A 22,015-nucleotide genomic window follows, 5' to 3' on the forward strand; every position below is an offset into this window, starting at 1 on the left:
GAATCAATCTCCAAAAAGCAAAAACCCGCACTCGGCGGGTTCGATAATCAGGGTGCTCGTCCTAGCGGACGATCAAGAAATGAGTGGCCAGGGCCTTTTCAGCGGCGGGATCGAGACCGGTGAGGTGCGCCTCGCTGACTTCAGCCAAACGCACCACGGCACGGCCGCGACGCACCACATCCGACTCGCCCAACGGGCCATAAAGAATGGCCAACGCGTTTTCGCTACCGTCTTCAGCGGTCGGGTTGTATGGGGCAAACTCGCTGGTGGCACTGACCAGACCGAGGATCTGCCCCGGTTCCAGTGCGGGACCGGCAGCGACGTTGATAGCCTCGCGGGAAATAGTGCCGGGGGCTTCGGACAGGAGAAACTCGCCTGCATGCATGGACTCGCGTTGAATGGTCATGTTCTTGCTCCTGTAGCAGATTGAGGTTTGCCGGAATGCGCGGCTTGCCGGGCCGACCAGATCGAAGGCTGATCGATTTGCTTGGCCTGCACCTTCGACGGTGGGTCGTTATCCAGTGGCAGGCTGTTGTCGATTTCGAAGCCCTTGCCACTACCGACGATCTTGTCGAACAGACGCGCACGGACCGCCGGTGCGTCTAGCCCTGCCGCGACGTACTCGACGCTGAACTCCGGCAACCGCGCCGCAACACAGAGGTCATTCACAGCTTTGGCCCGAGTCAGGCCCGCCTGGACGATCTCTTCGCTTTCGAGTTTGGTCGAGCTGAGCAGCGGCGCGACCAAATTGCTGATCCCTGCCTCTGCGCAACGCTGGGTGATCATCAGCGCCAGCTTGGCCGAGTCGACCACGGGCGGCGCCGGTGGGTCGACAGGCTCCAATTCAGGATCTGACTCGGGTGGTTCGTCGAGCTGGGCCAGCAGATCTGCCGGTGCATGCTGGTAGCGCTGCAACACCCCACCCTGGCCGAGACAGGCCTTGACCTTCACGCCCTCGCCCACTTCATCGGCCAGGCCCAGTGCCACCGCTTCATTAGCGGTGAGCCAGGTTTCAGCATCAACCATCCGCCGTAGCTCGGTTTCGTCGATGTCCGGCGCCTTGGACTTGTAGGCAGCGATAATCGCTTCCATGGTTTGATCCAGCACCTGGGCCACCTTGCGGAAGTCCTCGGCATCGCCCGAAGCGTAGGTCCAGGGATTGTGAATCATCAGCATGGCGTTGGCCGCAATCACCACCCGGTGCGCGCCGCAGACCGCCACACTGGCCGCACTGGCCGCCAAGGCATCGACACGACCGGTGCAACGTTCGCCGAGACGCGACAGCGCGTTATGAATCGCCAAGCCGTCGAACAAGTCACCGCCGATGCTGTTGAAGGCGACGATGACTGGTGACACACCGTCATCCATTGCCTGCAGATCGAGCACGAACTGATTGGCCGTGACGCCCCAGTAACCAATCTCGCCATACACAAAAACTTCAATGGTGCGTTGTTCGGCTTCGCCGCTGGCTTGCACGGCGTACCAGCTTTTGTCCTGGACCGGCACGCGCTTGCCGGCCTTGTCGTAGATGCGCGGGAGCGCTTTTTTGCTCATGGTTGCTCCTTGTCGTCGAGGGAAACGACGGCGTCGAGAGTGGTGTAATTGAGGCCAAGGGCCGTGGCTCTGGCGAGATCCGCCGCGTTTTCCGCGTCGACCGTTTCGGCGTCGTAACCGGTGCGCAAGACCATCTCGCTGCGCGAGGCGAAGCCCGCTTGCACTTCCATCCGGCGAGCCTGTACGTCCTGCACCGGCTGAATGTAGGCCCAGCCTTGCGGTACCCAACGTGTGCGCAGGTATTCGCGGCGACGTTGCGCGTAATCGTCCAGCACCAGGACGCCCGACAGCACCGCCATGTCCATCCACGCGGCGCGGACTGGGCGACACAACTGGTGCACATACACGCTGAATTGCAGTTGTTCCAATCGGCGCCGAAACTCGTTGAGCACCACCCGCAGTGCCCGGTCGTTGACCTCGCGCATGTCGCCGGTAAGGATCTCGTAAGGCGTCCCGGTCCCAGCTGCGGCAGCCATCAGCTGCTGTCGCATAAAGTCCGGGTAGTTGTTGCCCGCGTCCGGCGGCTTGGAGAACTCGACCTCTTCACCTGGCCCCAGCTCCTGCATGGTGCCGGGCTCCAACGCGACCATCGGCGTGAAGCCATCGCGGTCGGTGCTCAGCAGTTGGCCGGTTACCGGATCTCTGGGCGTCTGTCCGGAGTCCGGTGCCGGGCGACTGATGAAGCCGGCAAACAGGTTGGCCACCTCTTGGCGGAACAACACTGCGTCGTCGTAGTTGTCGAGGCTACGCAGGCGTTTCAACACAGGTGACAAGCGCGGCACACCGCGCAACTGGCCGGGCTCGACGGGTTCGAAGATGTGCAATACCTGGGCAGCTGGCACCCGCACCAATTGGTTGTAACCGGCGTTCAGCGACGACGCATCTCGCGGGTGCGCCAGGTACATCCAGTACGCCACCCGCTTGCCGCCCGGCGTGAACTCGATCCCAGCACGGATGAAGTTGCCGGTTTTGGTGGTCTCGAACTTGTCATGCGGCACGAACTCCGGTGCCAGCACCTGAAGCTGCAAGGGCACCGCGAGTCCCTCATCCAAGCCGCGTGGTCGCAACCGGACAAAACACTCACCCGAGGTTTCGACCGTGCGAGCGATCAACGCCTGCTGGCCGTAAAAGTCGGTGCGCTCATCGGCATCCGATTCATCGACCCAGTCCTCCCAGAGCTCCTGCAACACTTTGCGTAACGCATCGTCGTCGGTTTTCGGCCGAGGGTTGATCCCGGTGCCGATCAGATTGCTGACGCGCTTGTCGATCACGTTGAAGGCATAGGGGTCATTGCGTACTGCCGCCCGAGAACGGGAGCGCAAGTTACGCAATGCCGGGGTGTTGATGCTGTTGATCCCGTTGTCGGGCGCATCCCAGCCAGTGGACCGACGGCCCTCCCCGGCGCCTTCGTAACTGGCCTTGATGTTCGACGGCAACAAGAATCCGTTACGGGTCAGCGTCGGATAATGTCGAGCCATTAGATGCCTTTGCCTCCGTGGTATAGCCGGATCACGCGAGAGCGCGGGCCGGCTGAGTTGACCCGCGAGGTGCGGATCTCATCGCGAGCCTTGAGCAGTTCGTCAATGGATCGGTATTCCACGGTGCGGTCGCCATAGCGCACGGTTTTTTCACCGCGAGCGATAGCCCCCTCAACCGCGTCGAGGTGCTTCTGGGTAAAGGACATATCAGCGTCTCTTCAGATAACCGCTGCTGGAGCTGCGGCGTTGCGGTGGCGGTGTGGATGGTCGCTGTTGCGCAACTGGAGCAATGGGTTGCGGTGTCGGCTGCGGTGTTGTGGTTGTCTCTACAGTGACCGCGACGCGTTCAGCCGCGATAACCTTTTCATCGAACAGACCTGCCTGCGCCAGCGACTGCCGCACCCGTTCCCAGTCGTGCTCCTGGTAGCGGTTGATCCCCAGGTAATGGGCCATGGCCAGGCAGTACACCATCAGGTCGAGGGCTTCGTTGCGTTCAGCCTTGCCCTTGACCCACTCGATACGCTTGTGACCTCTGACGTACCGGGCGACTTTGCGCTCGGCCACGCACTGGGCGAAGAACTCGTCCGGCAGGTCGTTGGCAAAGTGCAGCGCGCCTGGCCCGCTGTCGAACGGGTAGCGGTTGTAGATCCAGTCCTTGGCGGTGTCGGTACCGACGAACCACAGCTCGGCACCGTTGCGCTCGGTCTGCCCCTTCCAGGTCACATCGACCATGGATGGCCGCTGAGCGATTACCGGCTTGCCGGGCTTGCTCGCGCCCTTGATGGCAAAGATGTTGCGCCAGCGACGCACTCGGCAGAACTGGTAGACCTCGTCGGTGTGGTGCCCACCGGAGTCGACGCCGGTCGCCAGAATCGCCAACCCGACCCCGCAGGGATGTCGGTACCGGACCTTGAGCTTTTCATCCAGCACTGCCCAAGTGCGTTCATCCGCCGGGTTACCCCAGATCACCTGATGGTCGACCACCCAGCGTTCCATCCCGATGCCGAAGCCCATCACCATCAGTTCCAGGCGGTTGACCTGTACGTCAACGGAGCCGGTCAGCATCAGTACGCCGACCGGCATCGCGCCGAGGGTGTAGGTTTCCAGCCGTGCCCGAGCGATCAACACCTCGGCCTTGGTTTGCTCTTGCGCGCTGTCCCACACCTTGGCCAGACGGGTGTTGTAGAACACCTGCATCAAGCCCATGTCGCCCTTGGACTGGGCCTTCTTAGCCTCTTCGAACTCCTTGGCGAGGGAGCGCCAGTCCATCCAACCCATCGGCGAATACAGGGCGTTGAGGTGAAAGCCGATTGTCTCGCCGTCGCCTTCGCCATGGGCACGCCACTCACCACGGGAGAGCATGTTGCCCTTGTGGTGTTCCTCGATCAGCACGTCGCACTCAGGGGCCGCACACTCGTAATGCGCGGTGTTGAAGTCCTGGCTGTAGTGCAAACGCTCCCACTCCAGTACCTGCATATGCCCGCAGGTTGGGCACGGCACGTAGTAGTGACGCTGGTCGCTGGAGTCGAACAAGTCGGCGATCCGCGAAGCGCCCTTGATGGTTGGCGAGCTGGAAAAATAGATCTTCGCGTTGCGGCCAAAGTTGGTCGCCCGGGTTTCCGCCAAACCGATAGGGTCGCCTTCCTGGCCGACATCGTTTTCCCAGCGGTCGACCTCATCGCCGTAGATGTAGCGCGCCGACAACTCCGACAGGTTGGCCGCCGAGCCGGCGGTGGTGACGTACAGCGAACCACCTTCGAACTCCTTGGTGTCCATGGTGTTGCGCGCATCCCGCGAGCGGCTGGCCGCCACCCGTTCACGCAGCACCGGCGTGGCCTTGATGGTTTTGCTGATCCGTCCCGAGACCCGCTTGGCCAGGCCCAGGCTGGGCAGCAACGCCAGGATGTTGGACGGCGCCATGTGAATCAAGCCGCCCATCCAGTTGAGGGCGATCTGGGTTTTCATCAGCTGCGAGGCCACCATGGTGACCACGCGCTTGCAAGGGTGAGCCGGCGACAAACAGCGCATGGGTTCACGAGCATAAGGCGTACGCGAAGTGCGGTACTGGCCGGGTTCAGGGGCACCGGTGTCTCGTGGGATACGCATGTACTCGTCGGCCCACTCATCGATCCAGAGGTCAGGATCGGGTCGCAGCCCACGGAAATACGACTCACGGTACACCTTTGCACCGTCAGGAAATTCCGTGTGCATGGGTTCAACTCGGGATAAGGGCGTGCTCAAGGTCCGCTGAAGACAGCCGCTCGGCCTCTTCCAGCGTTCGACGGATCGTCGCCGTCAGGTGTTTTTCGATTTGCCAGGGGTCCGTCATGGCCGCAAGGTCATGGGACAACTGAGGCAATGGTCCGAACAGTTGATCGCGCAGCAGGCGACCCGCGTTGTAGGCCCCGGTTTCGACCGCAATCCGGTCGACCAGTGAACCCTGAGCCTTGTGCAATTCGATCTCGGTCAACTTCGCCATGTTGTGCTCGCGTAGGGCGCGGGCTTTTTGGAAGTCCGGCGACTTGCCGTCGCCACCAATCGGTTGCTGCGGCGCAGCCGTGGAAGTCGGCTCGACAAGGGGGGACAGTTGACTGTAAACGTCGCGCTGAATCCGGTCCTGCTGGTGCCGAGCCGCGACGGCGGCCTTGCTTGGGTCGGCGGTTTCCAGGATCAGGGCTTCGGTCGCCAGCACATCGACCTGTTTGCCGTTCGGTGCCAGCACCAGGCGGTTGTTGTCTTTCAGCCAGGTGATGTAACTCGGCGTCCTGCCGATGCGAGCCGCGAAAGCGCTTTTAGACAGGAAGAGTGGATCCGTCATAAGCCCTCCTTTTCAACGGCTTTTCAATGGAAACCTTTCAATTTCAATGGATTGAATTTCAGTAAGCTGGCAACCCTGCGGCTAACGCTTTCCCGCGGGTTTGCGACCCCGTGTCCTTCGAATATCCCCAGGGTCCCCGGCAATTTCAGGGCTGCCCATCGCCGGTCGGCGGCACATCGCATACGCCCAACCGCTTCGCCGCCCAGCGTTCGTACAACCCGATAGCGACATCGGCTCCGGCCATGGCCGTCAAACATCCGAGGCCTCCCGCCGCCACTATCGAAACCCCGGCAGCGTTCAGCAGCAGCATGGTCGACAATCCGCAAGCAACGCAGGCCCCCGACCGCAGTGCCAGGCGGCGCATCAACGACCAGCCCCGCACCCCGGCCTTGTCCGCACGCCACATCTCCCCCGACACACCGCCGACCAGCGACAGGACAATCACCATCCAGATCGGCATCTCTGCCAGTGCTTGCTGCTCGTTCGTCATCGCCTACCCCATAAACGCAAAAACCCGGCGCAATGGCCGGGTTTGGTGTGTGGTGCCTGCCGCTCTCTGCGGTCGCACCTATCGAAGATGACTACTTTTTACAGGTGGATTCTCATGGCAGCAAGCCTGTTTTAATGCCACCCGGTGAATGTCTGGGCTACGTCTAGGCAATGTCGGTGAATATCTTTATTTCGGCTTTCAGCGCCTCCGGCGCTGTCCTACCTGTCCCACTATTCAGAGTCGAAGTAGGACAGCTGTAGCCCCCTAAATTCAAGGATCTACCCTACTGTCCTACCTTATTTACTTTTCTCTCGTGTATAGAGAGAGTTAAAAGCACGCGTCCGCGCCATAGGTGCGAATACGTGCCCGCTGCGCTCATGTGTGCATGACGTGGGTGAAGGTTGGACAGTAGGACGGCCCTGTAAAGACGTGGCCTGCGCCTGTCCTGCTAACTTAAATGGTAGTAGGACAAAGCCAGACAGCAGGACAGTGGCAGACGGATCGATGCCAAGGGTCATGCAGCCTTCCCCATCAGCAAGCCTTCGATGCTCACATGGGCATCATGCAGTCGACGGTAGTAGGTCGGTGCGCTACACCCACAGTGCAACATCTTCTGCGACAGAATGCTTTCATGGTTGCAGTAGTGTTCACGCACGACCACCGACAATTGCGGCGGCAAGTGCTTATTGACGATCAGCTCGATATCCGCCGACTCATCCAACAACACCCGGCTGCCGCGAGTCCCCCGTATCAGCTCGCCTTTGCACTCTATCAGCATGGCAATCATGTTGCCGCCACTCGCGCTACCATAGGCTTCGGTCATCGGCGAATGCAAATCCTGCGCCCAGAGTTTGAGCATCTCATCGATTCGCTTAATCAAAGCAAGGCTCCTCTATCGGTGCCTGCTCCAATGCTGTGGAGCGTCCCCACCCAGCCGGCTTCTGATAGGCCCAGGGCCGCACACCGCTTTTGGGTAACGCCGACAGTCGTCGCTTTCGCCATCCCAATCGATGCATGATTGCGCCAACCCGCATCTGCTCGGGCTTTCCCCAATGACCGGCGTCTAACTTCAGAGGCCCAGACAAGATCTCACTACCGGTAGTCGTCTCGCCGATCTGAGACTCCTCAAGCCAATTCAGAATTGGTCCTTCCCATTCATCGACAACAAAACGCTCTTCCTGCGCCTCCGCGAACAGCGGCGCCTCATCCCGATTGACCCACCAGATATCGCCGGCCTCATAACAGAACACCGCTTCAGCCCAGAGCTGGTCGCGGATTTCGCGCAGCAGATCCAGATCCACCTTCGTACAGGCCACGGGCCAATATCGTCGGTTGCCAGTGGCGTCCTTCAGGTACTCGTCCTGGTTGGTTGTACCCGCGAAAACACACTGGCGTGGCACGTCCATCGTTCTACGGCCATAGCTTTCGCGGTACGTATCGGTAGATGCTGAGAAAAACTGCTTGGCCTTGGTCGACTCGGCCTTGTTGAAACTGTCCAACTCCCCCAGCTCAATGATCCATTTGCCACGGATAGCTTGAAATGCATCCTTATCACCGAGAGTGAATGGAGTATCCATGAACCACTCCCCGCCCAGAACACCAAGGGCCGTGGACTTACCTGCGCCCTGCGCACCTTCCAGGATCATCACGGAGTCAGCCTTACATCCGGGCACCATTACCCGTCCCACCGCCGACACCATCCAACGCTTGCCAACTTTGGCGCTGTAGTCGTTCAGCTCCACTCCCAGAACGTCTGTCAACCAGGTGCTGAGCCGGGGCACACGATCCCACTCCAACCCATTGAGGTATTGGCATACGGGATGAAATGAATGGTCATGAGCAACAACGCTGACAGCCTCAATCACATGCGTCGACTTCACTCGCAAGTTGTACTGCTGCGCGAGCCACTTCATCACCCGCATGTCATCAATATCAGCCCACTCACCCACACCGCCACCGTATGGAGCGGCTCGCAGCTTGACGATCTTGGAGCTGAAGGAGCTGTAACCGATCACTCCTGCCCAGCGCTCATCGTTCCCGAGGATCAGCTCAACGTTCTGCATGTGAGCGATCAGCGAGCCGTTTTCACTTCGAGATAGTTGATTCTTCCAACCACCAGCTGCTGGTGGCTTGACCACTGCGAGTACCTGACGCCGAACAGCTTCCAAGCCCTCAGCACAATGCAAATCGTTGAAGTCGGTCCACTTGTCCTCCCGCTCAAGAGAGAAGACCGGCGCAACCACCTGTCCTCCGACTACCGTCGCTGCGTTGCTGGCCTTCTCTTCACCTGGATTCCAAGCGGAGCCGTTCGGGCGCTTGGTTTTCCAGTCATCGTCACGACAAAGAATGATCGGGCAACCGGGGAAACGTTCGCGCATGGCCTTGGAAACCACCATCAGGTTGCCTGCATCAAAGGCAACCGCTACAGCCATCGATGTCGCCATGTGCAAGCTAGCGCCAGTGGCGTATCCCTCACACACCAACACCGGTTCACCAGGCTCGGGGTGACCGCCAATTAGGTGAAAGGCTCCCTCCTTCGACATACCGTAAGGCCAATAGGATTTGTCACGTCCAGTGTCCTGTTGTTTCTCAGGGAAGATGACCTGCAGACCGACGATTTGATCCCGAACGTTGCTCATCGGCACCAAAACCGCGCCGGAGCGCGGGGCATAACGAACACCGAAACCAACAATCTGCTTTCGATCAAGGTATGCGCTACGCCCCCTGTCAGGCATGCGCTGGAACAGCCCTGACGCTCGACTGGCTGCACGGCGTGAAGCATTGGTCGCGATCTCGGCGGCCCGACGCTTGGCATCCTCCTGCCGAGCGCGCATGACCTCCCGCTCTTCAGTTGTCATGCGCCCAGTCTTGACCTTGATCTTCTGCGACTCGCCGGAACGCCAGTCACCAAAACTACCGAAAATCAGTGCTTCGCCCTTCACGGTGCGATGCTCATGCACCACGTACCAACCGTTCTTTTCCTTGCCCTTGTCCTGCGAGGTCTTACAGCGGGTCAACTTGCCGTAAATCAATGGCTGCGTCGGCTCCAGGCCATAATCCGCGAACTGATTGAGTACTTCATCGAGCATAACGAGCCCTCTTGTGATCATCCATGGACTGGCATTCAACACAGCAGGTACAACCCGGTTGGGCTATGCGACGGGGCTCGGGGATGGGTACATCACACTTTTCGCAGAACAAGAAGGAATGAACAACGGCGCGAGATTTGGAAGCGTTACGAGCAGCCAGTGCCTGATCAATCCGTTCCTGTACCAGATCATTCGCAAAATCGGCGATATCAGCCACGGTCGCCACCCCGCACTACCTGATTAACGTAGGTGGCACGGTTGAACATGCCCAACAGCCCCTGAATACCGCGAAACACCTGGAGGTGGATCTCGGACAACTCGCGATCATCCACGACCCCATCACCAATGCTCTTGGCCCAGGTGTCGGCCAGATCAGCGACCCGACGGAAGTATTCGGCGATACCCGTGGTCAGAGTCTCGGGCATATCGTTTGTATAGGCCTCAGCCAGTTCCTGCCAGATCGTGTCGCCGACCAGAGCATGCACCGAATCAAGGATGCGGCGGTCCTTGGTCAGCTCCAGGATCTCGCCAAACTCCTGAATATTCACTGAATGGCTGGGTTGCGTAGGTGAGAGTTTGTGTTGCAACGTGGTGGGATTACGGCCGGTGGTGGCGGCGATGGCAGCAGCGCCGCCGGGATAGTCCCGAGCGGCATGGTAGAGCGCCAAATCGAGCGGCAGGATTTCCCGCTGTGCTCGATCAACGCAACTCAGAGCGATTCGGCTCATGGCATTAATCCTTATAAGTTGCCAGTGCCGCGCGACATGCAGTGGTGATACATTTGCCGCGTGGCTTGAAAGGGCCCAAACGCCGGCTAGATCCGCAAGATCGAAACCGGCACCGTGCCGAGGCGAACGATCCGTCGTTCACCTCTGGCGCAACAGCTGCCCTATCTGTGGTGGAGAAGGCAGCAACCCAAGGCATCCGTGCCTTGGAAAGCGCGATAAAGATCGACGGTTCGCATGTGGTGTGCCCGCCTACCTTTATCGCGACCCGACAGCGCTGTGGTGGTGCGTGTCGGGAGGAACTGGGCGGCCCTTGGGTCGCCTTTTTTCTTACTACGCTGCTTTGTTCGTCGGTGTTGTCTCGGTGATACCGAAATGTTCCAGAACCTCTGTTAGTGAAACGCCCCCCTCACTCTCGCGGGTTAGGGACTTGATCAAAGAGACACTTGGGTCTTTGCTCGCATATTTGACGTGTAACCGCAGGTAACTCTCAGCAATTCGGCAACGCCCGGCGTAAGCCGTAAGTGCCTTGGAGTCCAGATGGTCGATGTAATCTCGCAGTTTCATGTGATGTACCTCCTGAAAAACAAATTAACCCATGAGGTTATTTTTAGCAATACCCCGCAGGACATTCACCAGGAAGGTTAATCCAGCCAAAATCAGAAAATGAAAATTTCAGACACCCGCCTACAAAACTTCCGAAGAATCTTAGCCGAGAAGAAACTCCGTCTGACGGATATCGCCGACCTCCTAGGTAAAGCACCAGCTCAAGTGAGTGCGTTCGGAGGAAAAAACCCTACGAAAGGAATCGGGGATCAGATTGCGCGCGAGATTGAAAAGGCACTGGGCCTTCACCACGGCTACCTCGACATGCCCTACGGGATCGGTGAGTTCAACAACGCCACTGTGTTGAGCCATACTGGACGTAAATTACCCGTAATAGGATCCATTGCAGCAGGGGCTTGGTGTGAATCTCAAGGTGGTTTCGACCCAAGAGATGCAGAAGAATGGATTGACGCTCCAGGACCTGTGGGCCCTCGAGCATTCATACTTCGAGTTGAGGGTATAAGTATGGAGCCAAAATTCGTAGAGGGAGATAAAATTATAATTGATCCATCACTTGATGCTCTCCCAGGTCACTTTGTTGTAGCCAAGAGAACAAGAGACCAAGCAACCACCTTGAAACAGTTAAAACAGGAGGGAAGCGAACAGTATCTCTATGCACTCAATCCCGATTGGCCTGAGCGCATAATAAAGATGACCGAAGAATGGTCCATTTGTGGTCGTGCACGTTGGAAAATTTCTGACCTATAAACGAAGGTCAAGAATACTTAGGCTCCACTAAGCAACAGACAACACGGAATCAACTAGTGGCTGCGGATATAACGTACCGCCCTCAGAAACCTTCCTGATCCAAGCCTCAGATAGTGCTGCGGACACACTTGACTCAGCAACATTACTAAAAAGATTAGCGTCGTATCTAGCCGCCTCTTCATCATCACCTTTTCCCGCATGATACAAACTTGCAGCGTATAGCCTTTGCAAAATAAGCACAGCTGTATGACCTCTGCACAATCTGGCACAGACTTCACTATCAGTATTACTTACAACGCTCAAAAAAGCCTCATACGTACTGATAAACTTCTCCATAAAGTCATTTTGGGACGGTTCCTTACGAAGCCCCAACTCGACAACCCCACCATCGATATCTATATTATTCCACTTGATAATACTTGCAGGATAGTTCGCACAGTTAAGCTCTCTAGCTGCCAATGTAATAGCTGCTATTTTTTTCATTGAATCATCAAAAAAATCGCAAAAAACTTGTAACGCACTGGCTTTACTACCAGACCCACTCAAATACCTAAAACCCTCACTCAGCATGTAAGGGCTTAAAAAATAGTTCTCAATTGAGTGCCCTAAGGTCCAGGATAGATTACCGTCGACTTCATGTGTCGAGCTAAAATCCTTTACTACATCCTCAATACTAAAATTTCGAAACTCACGATCACACAAAAAAAACAATTTACGATGACTATTATTCCCTTTGCATTGAAAATGAATACTTTCAATTTTAGCGCGATTATTTGAACTAGTAAGTTTGCACTCGCCCGCAATGTCAACTGCGATATCAATCTTCAATTTAACTTTTGGCGTCAACACCTTAAGCAGATTAAGCACATGCCCTCGATCGTCCTTGCCTTCAACCAATATTCTGATCTTAGAACTCATTCTAGCCATAGCAATATATTCGGAGATATCATATTTAAGATCCATCAGATAACCTCCTCATCATCATCAGAAATATCTGTTCGAGACGCTGCTGAATCTGACAATACAGGAACAACCTCAATCATAAAATCTCTGTAATCTGATGCAATTGAAGGTGAATGAGTACACACTATAATCTGACGACCTCCGAGTTGCGCCATCATTTTACCTAGCAATTCCTCTTGCCAATCTATATGTAGCGAGAGTTCTGGCTCATCAATTAAAACCAGCGAATCCGCACTCATTTTAGTTACTGCATATAGCATAGTTAACAATTGGCGCTCGCCCGAGGACATAACTCTTATGCTACTCCAAGCGCCATCTTTAAATTTCAAACCTACTTTAGGGATTCTCCGGCTGGAATCCGGCACATAGTGAAGTTCTTTCTGCTCAAGAAAAGCATTCACAGCGTCAAAATACTTATCGATTTTTGCAAAAATGTTCGCTTGGAAATCCCTACGCTCCTTCAACGCATCACGATAGACAGTTAACGCCCCTGTCGCGGAACTCGCCAATTCCTTTGATTCCCGACTTCTTCCCACCAAATTTTGTAACTGAACATACGTATAAGAAGGCCCCTCAAGATTTGCAAGTTTGTTTAGAGCGGTTTCGGTAGTAAGCTCTGAAATCTCCTCAAGTAACCTCTCAGCCTCTTGCGCCGTACCCTCTTCGTCGCTCAAAATCGCCGAAAACACCTTAACAAACGAATCAGAAAACACCGAACTTTCGTAGCGAGCTATCTTTAAATGAGCATCCCTTATCTCCTCACGCAAATTATGCTCAATACTGAGAGGAGATGGATAATTAATTACTGGAAGAAACTTCCCAAACAAATTCCGAGCGAACGATGTAACTTTCTGAGTTGGAAGTGCGTACGAGGGAGCTCTACTGTAGCGCCTAACATCCTCTTCAAACTGACTTGACCAAGCCTCCAGCATTGTTCTAAAGGCAGGAAAATATGAAGTCTTAATCCTCGGAATGCCATTTTTCTCAATAAAAACAGAAAGACGCGCCATCAACTCCGTTACGTATTCTCGAGAAGATACTTTCTCATCTTCCACCATTGACAGAGACTTTATCGCCTCCTCACCATAAAATACAAACCCAGGATCAAATAAGGCATTCAGATTTTTTATTCTATACGTATTCCCATCCTCACTTTTCAAAACCTTTATTACAAGACCACTCGAATACCCAACTGTTATACTTTTAAAATCCAAGTAAATGAAACGCAAAAAATCACAATTTGCTATATTTGCTAGAATATGAATTAAAGTTGACTTCCCAGTTCCGTTCTGCCCGTGCAAAACATTGAGACTGTCGAAAAATTGAAGATTAAGATCATAACGCTGATGAATCCCTTCAAGTTCAATACTTCGAATCGTTACGTTATCCATACCCTGCCTTCCCTCGACAACAACAAAGCACGTACCAGCGCGCTTTCAAAAAGCCATCATAACGCCCTATCCAATTGCTCTGTCAAATCCAGATTGAACTGCTCGGTAAATCGTTGACCAGAAAACGCGCCATCGAAGGAAAAGGATAAAAAAACGTTGACCAGTTAACCTCAAAGGTTAACTATTGTCTCACTCTTCCACCACAGAGCGAGGCAACACCATGCACACCACAGCCACTTTGCACGTCCACCCGGCCACGACTGACCCTTTCCGCATCTTCGAGATTCGCCGTCTAGCGCGGGTTTGCGGCTGCACCTTCAACGCGTCCAAACCTAAATTGAAACAGCACACAACGCCTGCTCCGTTCAACCCGAACGATGGAGGGCATGCAGCATGAGCAAATTCAAACTCGACAACCGCGCCCTGGCCCTGCTCCAGGCTCAGGTTCACCTGAGCGAGACCTTCAACCATGTTCTGCGTTCCTCACCACAACGTCAGTCGCTGTCTTTGCGCCTGAAAGTTGAACGTAGCAAAGCCGACACGCACTTCACCGTTGAGGTTAGCAGCGAACGCCACACGCTAACTCTGCCCAACAACAAGAAGATGCATCTCAAGCTAGCCGACTTCATGGAAGAGATCGCCAATGGTCCGGCCAATCACAGCAACCCGGTCGAACCGCCGTCATTGCCCCACGCAATCCGCCGCTATGGTGCGTTTGAGATAGAGCACAAGCAGCAAGTGTTCGATCTGGTGTGCACCGGCGGTGCCATCAGCCTCGACCTAGGTTTCGAGTTGCCCATCCACCTGGCCATTCACCGCAACAAAACACGAGCCGGCGTCACGGCCATCATGAGCATCGGCGTCAAGAAGCCCCGTACCAAGTGCTTCACCGTGTACGGCACCGACGTCGAGATGTACGCCATGGTCGCCGAATCCATCACCCACCTGGCCGCCGTGGCGACTCCCGCCGCGCACGCTGCCTAGGGGGCGACATGGAACGAAGCCTGGAAAAAGCTGCCAAGTACTTCGATCTCACCCGACCCAAGCTGATCGCACTCATGCGTGAGAAAGGCCTGCTCGACGACCGCAACCTGCCTGCATTTCCTGTTCGTGATCGCGAGTATCTACGGGTCAAAGACGGCACCTGGTATCACGAAACCGCCGGCATGCAATACAGCCAGTCGACCAAGGTCCGGCAAGCCGGCATGCGCTGGCTGGCCGAGCAACTGGGGCTTGAACTACCCGCAGTCCCGGCCGATCACCATGACGTGGCCTAGGGAATACGCCCGCCAGATAGTCGCCATGCGTACACGCGAGGAGCGCAACGCCGCGCTTCTCGAAGTGCCCGAGCATCTGCGGGAGCTGACCAAGCACCATTGCCTGAATGCCTGGAATCACCCATCACGCTTTAAACGCAAGGAGGCAGACCAAGCCCATGAGTAACGCAAACCAGAACCCGCTGCGCCTAATGCCTGCACCTGAATCGGCCACCGTTGAGCTGCTCTATCGCACCTTTGGCGACGTTCTGATCCCCCTGGAAAAGCTACGCGTGCAGTACTTTCGCAATCTGAATGAACAGACGTTTGCGTCCGATCTAGAAAACGGCCGAATCCCGTTGTCGCCAGTCACGCTGAAAGACAGCCGAAAGTCCCCGAAGTACATCCACATCCGTCACTTGGCTGCATGGATCGATACCAGGGCCTATTTGGCTGACGAGGAACTGGCCAGGAAGCAAACCGCCGCAACCGAGCAAGACGACTAACCGAGAAACGGCTGCCACCACCAGCCAAACAAACCACCAGGAGCACACCACATGACTGCAATTCAAATCTGCGCACTGATCACCATCAGCATCGGCGCCGCTCTTCTCTACTGGGCCGGCTACCGAGGTGGCTTGATCGACGGCCGAGTCGATGGAGAAGAAGGCAAAAACTTCGAGCGCACCAACAAAACCAAGACCATCAACGAGCTGGACGCTTCACTGCGGTTCATTCGCGCCGATCACAAACACCTGGCGCCGCTCTGTAAACCACTCAAGAGCAGTCAGGCATTCGGCGCGAAAGAGCGTCAGTCACTGCTGGATATCGCCGAAAAACTGAGGATCGCAGCCGAGACATTCAGCGCATTCCGCACCGGCAAAAAACTTGAGCGCGACTCACTTGCACTACGCGAGCAGGCCCTGGCCATGGCTGCCCTTCTGGCGCCTGAAGCACTGGAGGATGCCGCATGAACTGCATCCTCACCCGCACCGGCAAGCGCTTCGACCTGTTCGAGCCCGACGCTGACATGATCGATCCAAGGGACATCGCCCATTCGCTTGCGCACCTGTGCCGCTTCAACAGCCACACCCGCGAGTTTTACAGCGTGGCGCAACACAGCTGCATCGTCGCCGAACTGGTACCTGAAGAACACAAACTTGCAGCTCTGCTCCACAACGCCACGGAGGCCTACCTGGGCGACATGACTCGTCCGCTCAAACAGTGGATACACGCCTATCAGGACTTTGAAGACTGGATCTGGCAGCGCATCTGCGTTCGCTTCGATATCGCCTCGGAACTACCCGCCTGCGTTCGCCAGGCGGACCTGATCGCGCTCGCCACTGAACGACGCGACCTCATGCCAACCGATCCGGCCATCTGGGATTGCCTGGTCGGCATTGAGCCCATGGCCGAAACCATCCGTCCATGGCCCGCTGCTGAAGCCAGACTCACATACCACCAGCGGCTAATGGACCAGCTCGCAATCGAACACCGGAGGAAAGCGGCATGAAGACAGACCTGAACAACACCGGAGCTCTGTCCGCTTTGCTCCGCGCCATCGATAGCGTCGACGCGCCAGAAACAAAGAGTCTCTGCTGCGCAGCAGTAGGCATTACTGCTTCTTTCAGCGCCACCACCGAGGCACTTGTACCCCACGAAAAGCTGCGCGAGGCAGCCAACCCTGATGCAACGCTAATCGCTCGGAATAGCCGGTCCGCGCAGCCTGCCGTGGGGTACAAGCATGTGATGATCGTGCCGGGAATACAGGCATACCGAGGGAGCAAGCCGTGAATAGTATCCAGTTCTTAAGCCACGAACAGGTGTGCGAACTGACTGGCGCCAAAAACAAGGCCGGCCAGATCACCGTGCTCAAGCGCAATGGCATCCGCCACACCATCAAGCGCAATGGATGGCCGTGCGTCATCGCTTCCGCGCTGACAGGTGAAACTGTTACCACGTCGGACAAACCGAAGTGGCAACCACGCCTGGTGGGATAAATGGGTAGAAGACCAACAAAGCCGGGGAGCATTCCCCGGTTGCGGGAGAGAAAACGCGGCAACACCATTTACTACCTGTACGACACCGGCGGCAAACCACGCAAGGAAATCCCCTTAGGCACAGACTACGGCCTAGCAATTTTGGAGTACGCAAAGCTCGAAAAAAGCCGTGTATCTCAGACCCTCACGCAAACGGTACTGACGTTCAACTATGTGGCCGAGCGCTACATGAATGAAGTGGTACCCACCAAAGCTCATGCCACCCAGAAGGACAACGCACGCGAACTGAAGAACCTGCTGCTGTTCTTCAACGACCCACCGGCACCACTCGAAGCTATTGAACCCCAGCATGTCAGTCAGTATTTGCGGCACCGTGGGAAGACTGCACCTGTTCGTGCAAACAGGGAAAAGGCATTACTCAGTGCCATCTGGAACTATGCCCGTGAAAGCGGTTATACCTCGCTGGCCAACCCCTGCGCAGGGATAAAGGGCAACAAGGAAACAGGGCGCGATGTGTACGTGGAAGATGAACTGCTGGCACAAGCCTACGAACACGCCGACCAGCCACTCAGGGACGCGCTCGACCTGTTCTATCTGACCGGACAACGTATCGCCGACACTCTGAAAATGGACGAACGCGACATCCGTGACGACAAGCTGTACGTCCAACAAGGCAAGACCGGGGCAAAGCGGCGTATCGAGATTATCGGTGAACTGAAAGTGGTCATTGATCGAATCCTGGCACGCAAAACTGGCCACCGAATCCGATCAACGCGACTGGTGGTGATGGACACCGGCCAGGCGATGACGAAGAGCATGCTGCGAAAGAGGTTTGATGATGCACGGGAAGCTGCTGGCATTCCAAAAAACGACTTTCAGATGCGTGACTTGCGAGCGAAAGCGGCAACAGACAAAGAAGAGTCGACAGGCAACATACGTGAGGCCCGCGATCAGTTGGGACACACAACCGTAGGCATGACTGAGCAGTACATTCGAATGCGCAAAGGCATGAAGGTAACCCCGACAAAGTGACCGGCGGCAGCGAATTGCGGAAAAGATTTTTTTATTGCGGAAAAAAAAGATAAGGGCTTGCGCGAGGTATCTCACGCAAGCCCTTGATATATATGGTGCCCGAAGCCGGAATCGAACCGGCACGCCCTTACGAGCGGGGGATTTTAAGTCCCATGCGTCTACCAGTTTCGCCATTCGGGCGGTAGCGCGGTGAAGCGTTCACGAGGATCTGATGCAAACCCGTCGTTTTTGCCACTCTCGCGGCAGGGGGAGAAATATATACAGCCATCCCCTGCTAAGCAAGTTCGTCGAGGTTAATTTCAAGACAAAACCTTGCAACGCAATCGAAACAAAAAAGCTCTGTAGATCATGGATCTACAGAGCTTTCTACAGGGTCGGCCGAGGTCGCGAACGGTCCAGCCATAACACCCTGAGAATCAGTAGGTTAGCACGCGCGCTGTTATGCAAGCCACTGATTTTTAAAGGCCTTCCCCCTTGGCGTGCAAGGGACAGGGTTGCCGAACGTGGCTCTTGCCCTCTTCCGGTCAAACCGGAGAAATGGTGGCGAGTACACCAATCAGGATGGTTAACGCCAGAAATCCACCCAGAAACACGGCCATCTTCAACATGTGGTCTCCACCCTCTTCAGTCTGCGGTCGTGGCGTTATTGTGCGGCGCGGACGGTGTTCGTTACAGCAGCAGACAGCAACGAAAAATACGGATCAGAATCACCCCTGGAGCGAGCCTGGCAGGCGCCCTCCTGCCCCAACCTGGCGCGGGGCATCCGGCGCCAGATCGGGGATCAGTGGGTACAGAAGCCTCCAGGTCCCGGGATTACGTGAGGTCGAAGCGATCGAGGCTCGATCCTCATCCCGTGGGTTTTCGGGCCCTATTCCACGCGGCCTGTAGCGGTATTGCTCGAACCCATTGGGGCCTGAATGGCTCCAATGGGCTGTGCAATGCCAAGCCAGCCATCACAGACGTCCTTCCGAGCGTACCCCTCCATCTGCTCTGTCCCACGCGGCTACGCTGAAAACACCACGGCGAAAAAGACAAAAGTCCCCCTCGGACGCCTGCGAAAGCAGGGGGGATAGATCAATCAACATCATGACTAAAGTCATCACGTTGCTTGCCGAGGGCAGGCAAAATCCTATGCGACAGGAAAAGAAAATAGGCTTTTAGCCAGAATCGCGACAATGCGAGACCGCCTGCTGATCGTACACCGGTAGATCAACCTCAACAGATGACCCTATGAAAGACCCCATTCGCTACGCCGACTACATGCATATGATCGGCGCCGGTCGCCGCGAAATACCCATGCGTGAACTGGTATCCGCACCGGTTCGCGATGCCGATGGCCGCTGGCAGGCCGCGCCCCACAAAGCTGCGAAATTGCGCGGAGGCGAGATCGCCGCCATCATCAAGCCCTATATCAATGTCCGGCTGATGGCGCAGCTTCGCGCCGTGGTGCCGCTGGCCCTGTACCTGGTGTTGTTTCAGATCATCATCCTGCGCCAGTTGGTGGAGGACTCGCTGCTTGTCACGGGCGGCCTGTTCGCCGTGATCGTCGGCCTGATGCTGTTCATGGAAGGACTGAAACTCGGCCTGATGCCATTCGGCGAAATCATCGGCAGCAACCTTCCGCGCAAGTTATCCCTGCCTGTGGTGTTGCTGGTTACCCTGCTGCTGGGCATCGGGGTGACGTTCGCTGAACCCGCTATCGGCGCGCTGCGCGCCGCTGGGCAGAACGTTTCTGCGCAGCACGCGCCCTACCTCTGGGCGATACTCAATCAGTGGACCAGCGAACTGGTCCTGGTTGTGGGGGCCAGCGTCGGTCTGGCCGCTGTAACCGGCACGCTCCGCTTCCTCTACGGCTGGAGCCTGAAGCCGTTGATCTATTTATCGCTGGCGCCCGTTCTGCTGCTGACGGTGTATATGAGCAGTGACCCTGAACTTGCAAAGGTTATTGGCCTGGCCTGGGATGCTGGCGCGGTCACCACCGGGCCAGTCACTGTACCGCTGGTCCTGGCGTTGGGCATCGGCATCGCGGCTGCCGCAGGCAAGGGCGGTTCCGGGCTGTCCGGGTTCGGTATTGTCACCCTGGCCTCGCTGTTTCCCGTCATCGGGGTTATGGCGCTGGGCCTGTACGTGGCGGCTATCTCCTCGCCGGCGGAAATCATCGCCGCGGCGCAGGCCGCTACCGACGCCGGACAACAGGTTGCACACTGGCACAAGGTCAGCCCCGGACTGGAGATTGTTTCGGGGCTACGGGCCATCGTGCCTTTGGTGGTATTCCTACTGATCGTGCTGAAACTGCTGCTGCGCCAGAGCCTGCCGCGGCGCGGTGAGTTCTTCCTCGGTATCGCCCTGACCGTGGTGGGCATGTGCGTGTTCAATCTCGGGCTGACCTACGGTCTGTCGAAGTTGGGAGGGAGTGCCGGTTCGCTGATTCCGACGGCCTTCATGCAGACTCCTGGTTCGGACGACTCCCCGCTCTATAGGTATCAGGTGGGGCTGGTGCTGGCCCTGGCCTTCGCCTGGGTGCTCGGGTACGGCGCGACCGTCGCCGAACCCGCGCTGAATGCGCTCGGAGTCACCGCAGAGACCCTGACCAACGGCTTTATCCGCAAGCGCAGCCTGATACGTGCGGTATCGATAGGCGTCGCCTGCGGTATTGCCGTGGGTGTGGCCAAGCTGGTGTTCGGCCTGCCACTGGTCTGGCTGGTGGTGCCGTCCTATCTATTCGCTGTGGTACTGACGGTTTTTTCGACCGAAGAGTTTGTCAATGTGGCTTGGGACAGTGCGGGTGTCACCACGGGGCCAATCACTGTGCCGCTCGTTCTGGCCATGGGGCTGGGACTGGGCAATGCCACCAACGCAGTCGAGGGCTTCGGAATTCTGTGTATGGCATCCGTCGGACCCGTCATCACCGTCATGCTCCTCGGACAGTGGGCACGTTTCCAGTTGTGGAGACAGGCAAAGGCCGTCACGAAACAGCCTGCGAATCAATTATTGGGCACGGGAGAAGCGGGATGAAAGCTGAAGGGATTACCTACCTTACTGACGTTGCACTGATCACCTGCATTGTCCCCGTCGGGCGCGCAGACCTGGTGATCCGTGCGGCCCAGGGCATGGGCGCGCCAGGCGCCATTGTCTACCACGCCAACGGGCTTGGCCCCCGTGAGCGGCACGGCCTGCTCAGCATCGCCATCGATGCGGAGAAAGAAGTGGTCAGCCTGCTGGTCGCTGCCGACTATCAGGACGCGGTACTCGAGGCCATCTATCACGCGGCCAACCTGGATGTTCCCGGCGCTGGCATGATCTATACGACACCGGTGGAAAAAGTGGCCACCTACATCCCCCGCGAAATGCTGGAACAAGGGAATGCCTCGTGAGCGTGGCGATTGCGTGTATACCGGGCGGGGCTGCAAAACTCATTACCTGCGTGTTGCCCGACGATGGCACGGAGCGCAGGTTGTTGCTGCTGTTGCGAGAGGCGCATGGCATTACGCGCGCGGACAGCGTCAGTTGCCGCGGTGTAGCCGTACTGCAGGCCGCCAAGGCTCCCCGCAACGAAGTGCCCGAAGCGGTTCTCTCCCGGGTGGTCAACGTGGTGGTGGATGAAGCCCAGGCCGAAGCGGTGTTCGACTTTATCTGTGCACACGCCGGGCTGACCGGGCCGGGCAGAGGTTTGGTGTACATGGTTGCGTTGAATTTCGCGACGCCACTGGCGATACCTGCGGGCGTAACGTAAGAGCCCGGCGCGCGAGGCGCTTATTCAACAAAAAGCTTCGACTTGGCTGGCGGGTGACAGGATCTTCATGAATCCAGTCATCGGGAAGTCACGGGAGCACGCAGGACAAATTTATAAAATTGCCTGGGTACCGGCCATGAAGAAGTCAGGGGTCCGATACCGCAGGCCATAC

At 56.7% G+C, this 22,015-nt stretch carries 26 protein-coding genes and 1 tRNA gene; 13 read left to right on the forward strand and 14 right to left on the reverse strand.

The window, feature by feature from the left end:
• Positions 1–61 precede the first annotated feature (61 nt).
• The 11 genes from AC3WQN_RS10585 to AC3WQN_RS10635 all read right to left on the reverse strand — a co-directional run bounded on the left by AC3WQN_RS10585 (position 62) and on the right by AC3WQN_RS10635 (position 10,157).
• A complete protein-coding gene (locus tag AC3WQN_RS10585; protein ID WP_103399240.1) occupies positions 62–406 on the reverse strand; it encodes a head decoration protein in 345 nt (114 codons plus the stop codon).
• Positions 403–1,554: a head maturation protease, ClpP-related gene (locus tag AC3WQN_RS10590; RefSeq protein WP_103399241.1), complete on the reverse strand. Its 1,152-nt coding sequence runs from the start codon at positions 1,552–1,554 to the stop codon at positions 403–405. Before AC3WQN_RS10590 ends, AC3WQN_RS10585 begins: the two co-directional genes overlap by 4 nt.
• A complete protein-coding gene (locus AC3WQN_RS10595; protein ID WP_103399242.1) occupies positions 1,551–3,032 on the reverse strand; it encodes a phage portal protein in 1,482 nt (493 codons plus the stop codon). Before AC3WQN_RS10595 ends, AC3WQN_RS10590 begins: the two co-directional genes overlap by 4 nt.
• Positions 3,032–3,238, reverse strand: a complete 207-nt coding sequence (locus tag AC3WQN_RS10600) for a phage head-tail joining protein (RefSeq protein WP_103399243.1) — start codon at positions 3,236–3,238, stop codon at positions 3,032–3,034. The genes AC3WQN_RS10595 and AC3WQN_RS10600 overlap by 1 nt, the downstream gene beginning before the upstream one ends.
• 1 nt (position 3,239) lies before the next feature.
• Entirely contained in the window at positions 3,240–5,243 is a 2,004-nt protein-coding gene (locus AC3WQN_RS10605; RefSeq protein ID WP_103399244.1) for a phage terminase large subunit family protein, read from the reverse strand.
• A 4-nt stretch (positions 5,244–5,247) separates the two neighbouring features.
• Positions 5,248–5,850 (reverse strand): terminase small subunit, encoded by a 603-nt coding sequence (locus AC3WQN_RS10610; RefSeq protein WP_103399245.1) that lies wholly within the window; start codon positions 5,848–5,850, stop codon positions 5,248–5,250.
• Positions 5,851–5,995: 145 nt separating this feature from the next.
• Positions 5,996–6,340, reverse strand: coding sequence for a phage holin family protein (locus AC3WQN_RS10615; protein ID WP_103399246.1), 345 nt, complete (start codon positions 6,338–6,340; stop codon positions 5,996–5,998).
• Between the two features lie 514 nt (positions 6,341–6,854).
• A complete protein-coding gene (locus AC3WQN_RS10620) occupies positions 6,855–7,220 on the reverse strand; it encodes a PA0613 family protein (protein WP_103399247.1) in 366 nt (121 codons plus the stop codon).
• The gene (locus tag AC3WQN_RS10625) at positions 7,213–9,429 is read right to left on the reverse strand and encodes a VapE domain-containing protein (RefSeq protein WP_103399248.1); all 2,217 of its coding nucleotides are present in this window, start codon (positions 9,427–9,429) and stop codon (positions 7,213–7,215) included. Before AC3WQN_RS10625 ends, AC3WQN_RS10620 begins: the two co-directional genes overlap by 8 nt.
• The gene (locus AC3WQN_RS10630; protein WP_103399293.1) at positions 9,419–9,646 is read right to left on the reverse strand and encodes a TraR/DksA family transcriptional regulator; all 228 of its coding nucleotides are present in this window, start codon (positions 9,644–9,646) and stop codon (positions 9,419–9,421) included. The genes AC3WQN_RS10625 and AC3WQN_RS10630 overlap by 11 nt, the downstream gene beginning before the upstream one ends.
• Positions 9,639–10,157, reverse strand: coding sequence for a phage regulatory CII family protein (locus AC3WQN_RS10635; RefSeq protein WP_178081883.1), 519 nt, complete (start codon positions 10,155–10,157; stop codon positions 9,639–9,641). The genes AC3WQN_RS10630 and AC3WQN_RS10635 overlap by 8 nt, the downstream gene beginning before the upstream one ends.
• Before the next feature lie 663 nt (positions 10,158–10,820).
• Between AC3WQN_RS10635 and AC3WQN_RS10640 the strand changes: the two genes are divergently transcribed.
• Positions 10,821–11,468, forward strand: a complete 648-nt coding sequence (locus tag AC3WQN_RS10640; protein WP_103399251.1) for a LexA family protein — start codon at positions 10,821–10,823, stop codon at positions 11,466–11,468.
• A gap of 27 nt (positions 11,469–11,495) precedes the next feature.
• Here the strand turns inward: AC3WQN_RS10640 and AC3WQN_RS10645 are convergent, their stop codons facing one another.
• Positions 11,496–12,431, reverse strand: a complete 936-nt coding sequence (locus tag AC3WQN_RS10645) for a DUF4435 domain-containing protein (protein ID WP_103399252.1) — start codon at positions 12,429–12,431, stop codon at positions 11,496–11,498.
• A complete protein-coding gene (locus AC3WQN_RS10650) occupies positions 12,431–13,822 on the reverse strand; it encodes an AAA family ATPase (RefSeq protein WP_103399253.1) in 1,392 nt (463 codons plus the stop codon). The genes AC3WQN_RS10645 and AC3WQN_RS10650 overlap by 1 nt, the downstream gene beginning before the upstream one ends.
• 393 nt (positions 13,823–14,215) lie before the next feature.
• Between AC3WQN_RS10650 and AC3WQN_RS10655 the strand changes: the two genes are divergently transcribed.
• The 9 genes from AC3WQN_RS10655 to AC3WQN_RS10695 are packed head-to-tail and all read left to right on the forward strand — an operon-like array spanning position 14,216 to position 18,110.
• Positions 14,216–14,806, forward strand: coding sequence for a hypothetical protein (locus AC3WQN_RS10655; protein ID WP_103399254.1), 591 nt, complete (start codon positions 14,216–14,218; stop codon positions 14,804–14,806).
• Positions 14,807–14,814: 8 nt separating this feature from the next.
• Entirely contained in the window at positions 14,815–15,099 is a 285-nt protein-coding gene (locus AC3WQN_RS10660) for a phage antirepressor KilAC domain-containing protein (protein ID WP_103399255.1), read from the forward strand.
• Between the two features lie 25 nt (positions 15,100–15,124).
• The gene (locus tag AC3WQN_RS10665; protein WP_178081884.1) at positions 15,125–15,265 is read left to right on the forward strand and encodes a hypothetical protein; all 141 of its coding nucleotides are present in this window, start codon (positions 15,125–15,127) and stop codon (positions 15,263–15,265) included.
• Positions 15,258–15,584 (forward strand): pyocin activator PrtN family protein, encoded by a 327-nt coding sequence (locus AC3WQN_RS10670; RefSeq protein ID WP_103399257.1) that lies wholly within the window; start codon positions 15,258–15,260, stop codon positions 15,582–15,584. The genes AC3WQN_RS10665 and AC3WQN_RS10670 overlap by 8 nt, the downstream gene beginning before the upstream one ends.
• Before the next feature lie 51 nt (positions 15,585–15,635).
• Positions 15,636–16,052 (forward strand): hypothetical protein, encoded by a 417-nt coding sequence (locus AC3WQN_RS10675; RefSeq protein ID WP_103399258.1) that lies wholly within the window; start codon positions 15,636–15,638, stop codon positions 16,050–16,052.
• On the forward strand, positions 16,049–16,591 hold the full coding sequence (locus AC3WQN_RS10680) for a phosphohydrolase (RefSeq protein ID WP_103399259.1): 543 nt from the start codon (positions 16,049–16,051) through the stop codon (positions 16,589–16,591). The genes AC3WQN_RS10675 and AC3WQN_RS10680 overlap by 4 nt, the downstream gene beginning before the upstream one ends.
• Positions 16,588–16,872 carry a hypothetical protein gene (locus tag AC3WQN_RS10685; protein WP_103399260.1) on the forward strand — a complete coding sequence of 95 codons (285 nt, stop codon included), beginning with the start codon at positions 16,588–16,590 and terminating at the stop codon, positions 16,870–16,872. Before AC3WQN_RS10680 ends, AC3WQN_RS10685 begins: the two co-directional genes overlap by 4 nt.
• A complete protein-coding gene (locus AC3WQN_RS10690; protein WP_103399261.1) occupies positions 16,869–17,078 on the forward strand; it encodes a DUF4224 domain-containing protein in 210 nt (69 codons plus the stop codon). Before AC3WQN_RS10685 ends, AC3WQN_RS10690 begins: the two co-directional genes overlap by 4 nt.
• Entirely contained in the window at positions 17,079–18,110 is a 1,032-nt protein-coding gene (locus tag AC3WQN_RS10695; protein WP_103399262.1) for a site-specific integrase, read from the forward strand.
• A gap of 93 nt (positions 18,111–18,203) precedes the next feature.
• Here AC3WQN_RS10695 and AC3WQN_RS10700 read toward each other — a convergent pair.
• Positions 18,204–18,290: transfer RNA gene (locus tag AC3WQN_RS10700), tRNA-Leu, on the reverse strand.
• 1,050 nt (positions 18,291–19,340) lie between these two features.
• Here AC3WQN_RS10700 and AC3WQN_RS10705 point away from each other — a divergent pair.
• The 3 genes from AC3WQN_RS10705 to AC3WQN_RS10715 are packed head-to-tail and all read left to right on the forward strand — an operon-like array spanning position 19,341 to position 21,843.
• Positions 19,341–21,125 (forward strand): DUF1538 domain-containing protein, encoded by a 1,785-nt coding sequence (locus tag AC3WQN_RS10705; protein ID WP_103399263.1) that lies wholly within the window; start codon positions 19,341–19,343, stop codon positions 21,123–21,125.
• Positions 21,122–21,484: a P-II family nitrogen regulator gene (locus AC3WQN_RS10710; protein WP_103399264.1), complete on the forward strand. Its 363-nt coding sequence runs from the start codon at positions 21,122–21,124 to the stop codon at positions 21,482–21,484. Before AC3WQN_RS10705 ends, AC3WQN_RS10710 begins: the two co-directional genes overlap by 4 nt.
• Positions 21,481–21,843, forward strand: a complete 363-nt coding sequence (locus AC3WQN_RS10715; protein ID WP_103399265.1) for a hypothetical protein — start codon at positions 21,481–21,483, stop codon at positions 21,841–21,843. The genes AC3WQN_RS10710 and AC3WQN_RS10715 overlap by 4 nt, the downstream gene beginning before the upstream one ends.
• Positions 21,844–22,015: the final 172 nt, after the last annotated feature.

The organism is Pseudomonas sp. FW300-N1A1 (genome assembly GCF_058789115.1).

Coding starts and splice junctions, on each gene's coding strand:
- AC3WQN_RS10585 (WP_103399240.1), bottom strand. CDS start 406: ATGACCATTCAACGCGAGTCCATGCATGCAGGCGAGTTTCTCCTGTCC.
- AC3WQN_RS10590 (WP_103399241.1), bottom strand. CDS start 1,554: ATGAGCAAAAAAGCGCTCCCGCGCATCTACGACAAGGCCGGCAAGCGC.
- AC3WQN_RS10595 (WP_103399242.1), bottom strand. CDS start 3,032: ATGGCTCGACATTATCCGACGCTGACCCGTAACGGATTCTTGTTGCCG.
- AC3WQN_RS10600 (WP_103399243.1), bottom strand. CDS start 3,238: ATGTCCTTTACCCAGAAGCACCTCGACGCGGTTGAGGGGGCTATCGCT.
- AC3WQN_RS10605 (WP_103399244.1), bottom strand. CDS start 5,243: ATGCACACGGAATTTCCTGACGGTGCAAAGGTGTACCGTGAGTCGTAT.
- AC3WQN_RS10610 (WP_103399245.1), bottom strand. CDS start 5,850: ATGACGGATCCACTCTTCCTGTCTAAAAGCGCTTTCGCGGCTCGCATC.
- AC3WQN_RS10615 (WP_103399246.1), bottom strand. CDS start 6,340: ATGACGAACGAGCAGCAAGCACTGGCAGAGATGCCGATCTGGATGGTG.
- AC3WQN_RS10625 (WP_103399248.1), bottom strand. CDS start 9,429: ATGCTCGATGAAGTACTCAATCAGTTCGCGGATTATGGCCTGGAGCCG.
- AC3WQN_RS10635 (WP_178081883.1), bottom strand. CDS start 10,157: ATGAGCCGAATCGCTCTGAGTTGCGTTGATCGAGCACAGCGGGAAATC.
- AC3WQN_RS10640 (WP_103399251.1), top strand. CDS start 10,821: ATGAAAATTTCAGACACCCGCCTACAAAACTTCCGAAGAATCTTAGCC.
- AC3WQN_RS10645 (WP_103399252.1), bottom strand. CDS start 12,431: ATGGATCTTAAATATGATATCTCCGAATATATTGCTATGGCTAGAATG.
- AC3WQN_RS10650 (WP_103399253.1), bottom strand. CDS start 13,822: ATGGATAACGTAACGATTCGAAGTATTGAACTTGAAGGGATTCATCAG.
- AC3WQN_RS10655 (WP_103399254.1), top strand. CDS start 14,216: ATGAGCAAATTCAAACTCGACAACCGCGCCCTGGCCCTGCTCCAGGCT.
- AC3WQN_RS10660 (WP_103399255.1), top strand. CDS start 14,815: ATGGAACGAAGCCTGGAAAAAGCTGCCAAGTACTTCGATCTCACCCGA.
- AC3WQN_RS10665 (WP_178081884.1), top strand. CDS start 15,125: ATGCGTACACGCGAGGAGCGCAACGCCGCGCTTCTCGAAGTGCCCGAG.
- AC3WQN_RS10670 (WP_103399257.1), top strand. CDS start 15,258: ATGAGTAACGCAAACCAGAACCCGCTGCGCCTAATGCCTGCACCTGAA.
- AC3WQN_RS10675 (WP_103399258.1), top strand. CDS start 15,636: ATGACTGCAATTCAAATCTGCGCACTGATCACCATCAGCATCGGCGCC.
- AC3WQN_RS10680 (WP_103399259.1), top strand. CDS start 16,049: ATGAACTGCATCCTCACCCGCACCGGCAAGCGCTTCGACCTGTTCGAG.
- AC3WQN_RS10685 (WP_103399260.1), top strand. CDS start 16,588: ATGAAGACAGACCTGAACAACACCGGAGCTCTGTCCGCTTTGCTCCGC.
- AC3WQN_RS10695 (WP_103399262.1), top strand. CDS start 17,079: ATGGGTAGAAGACCAACAAAGCCGGGGAGCATTCCCCGGTTGCGGGAG.
- AC3WQN_RS10705 (WP_103399263.1), top strand. CDS start 19,341: ATGAAAGACCCCATTCGCTACGCCGACTACATGCATATGATCGGCGCC.
- AC3WQN_RS10710 (WP_103399264.1), top strand. CDS start 21,122: ATGAAAGCTGAAGGGATTACCTACCTTACTGACGTTGCACTGATCACC.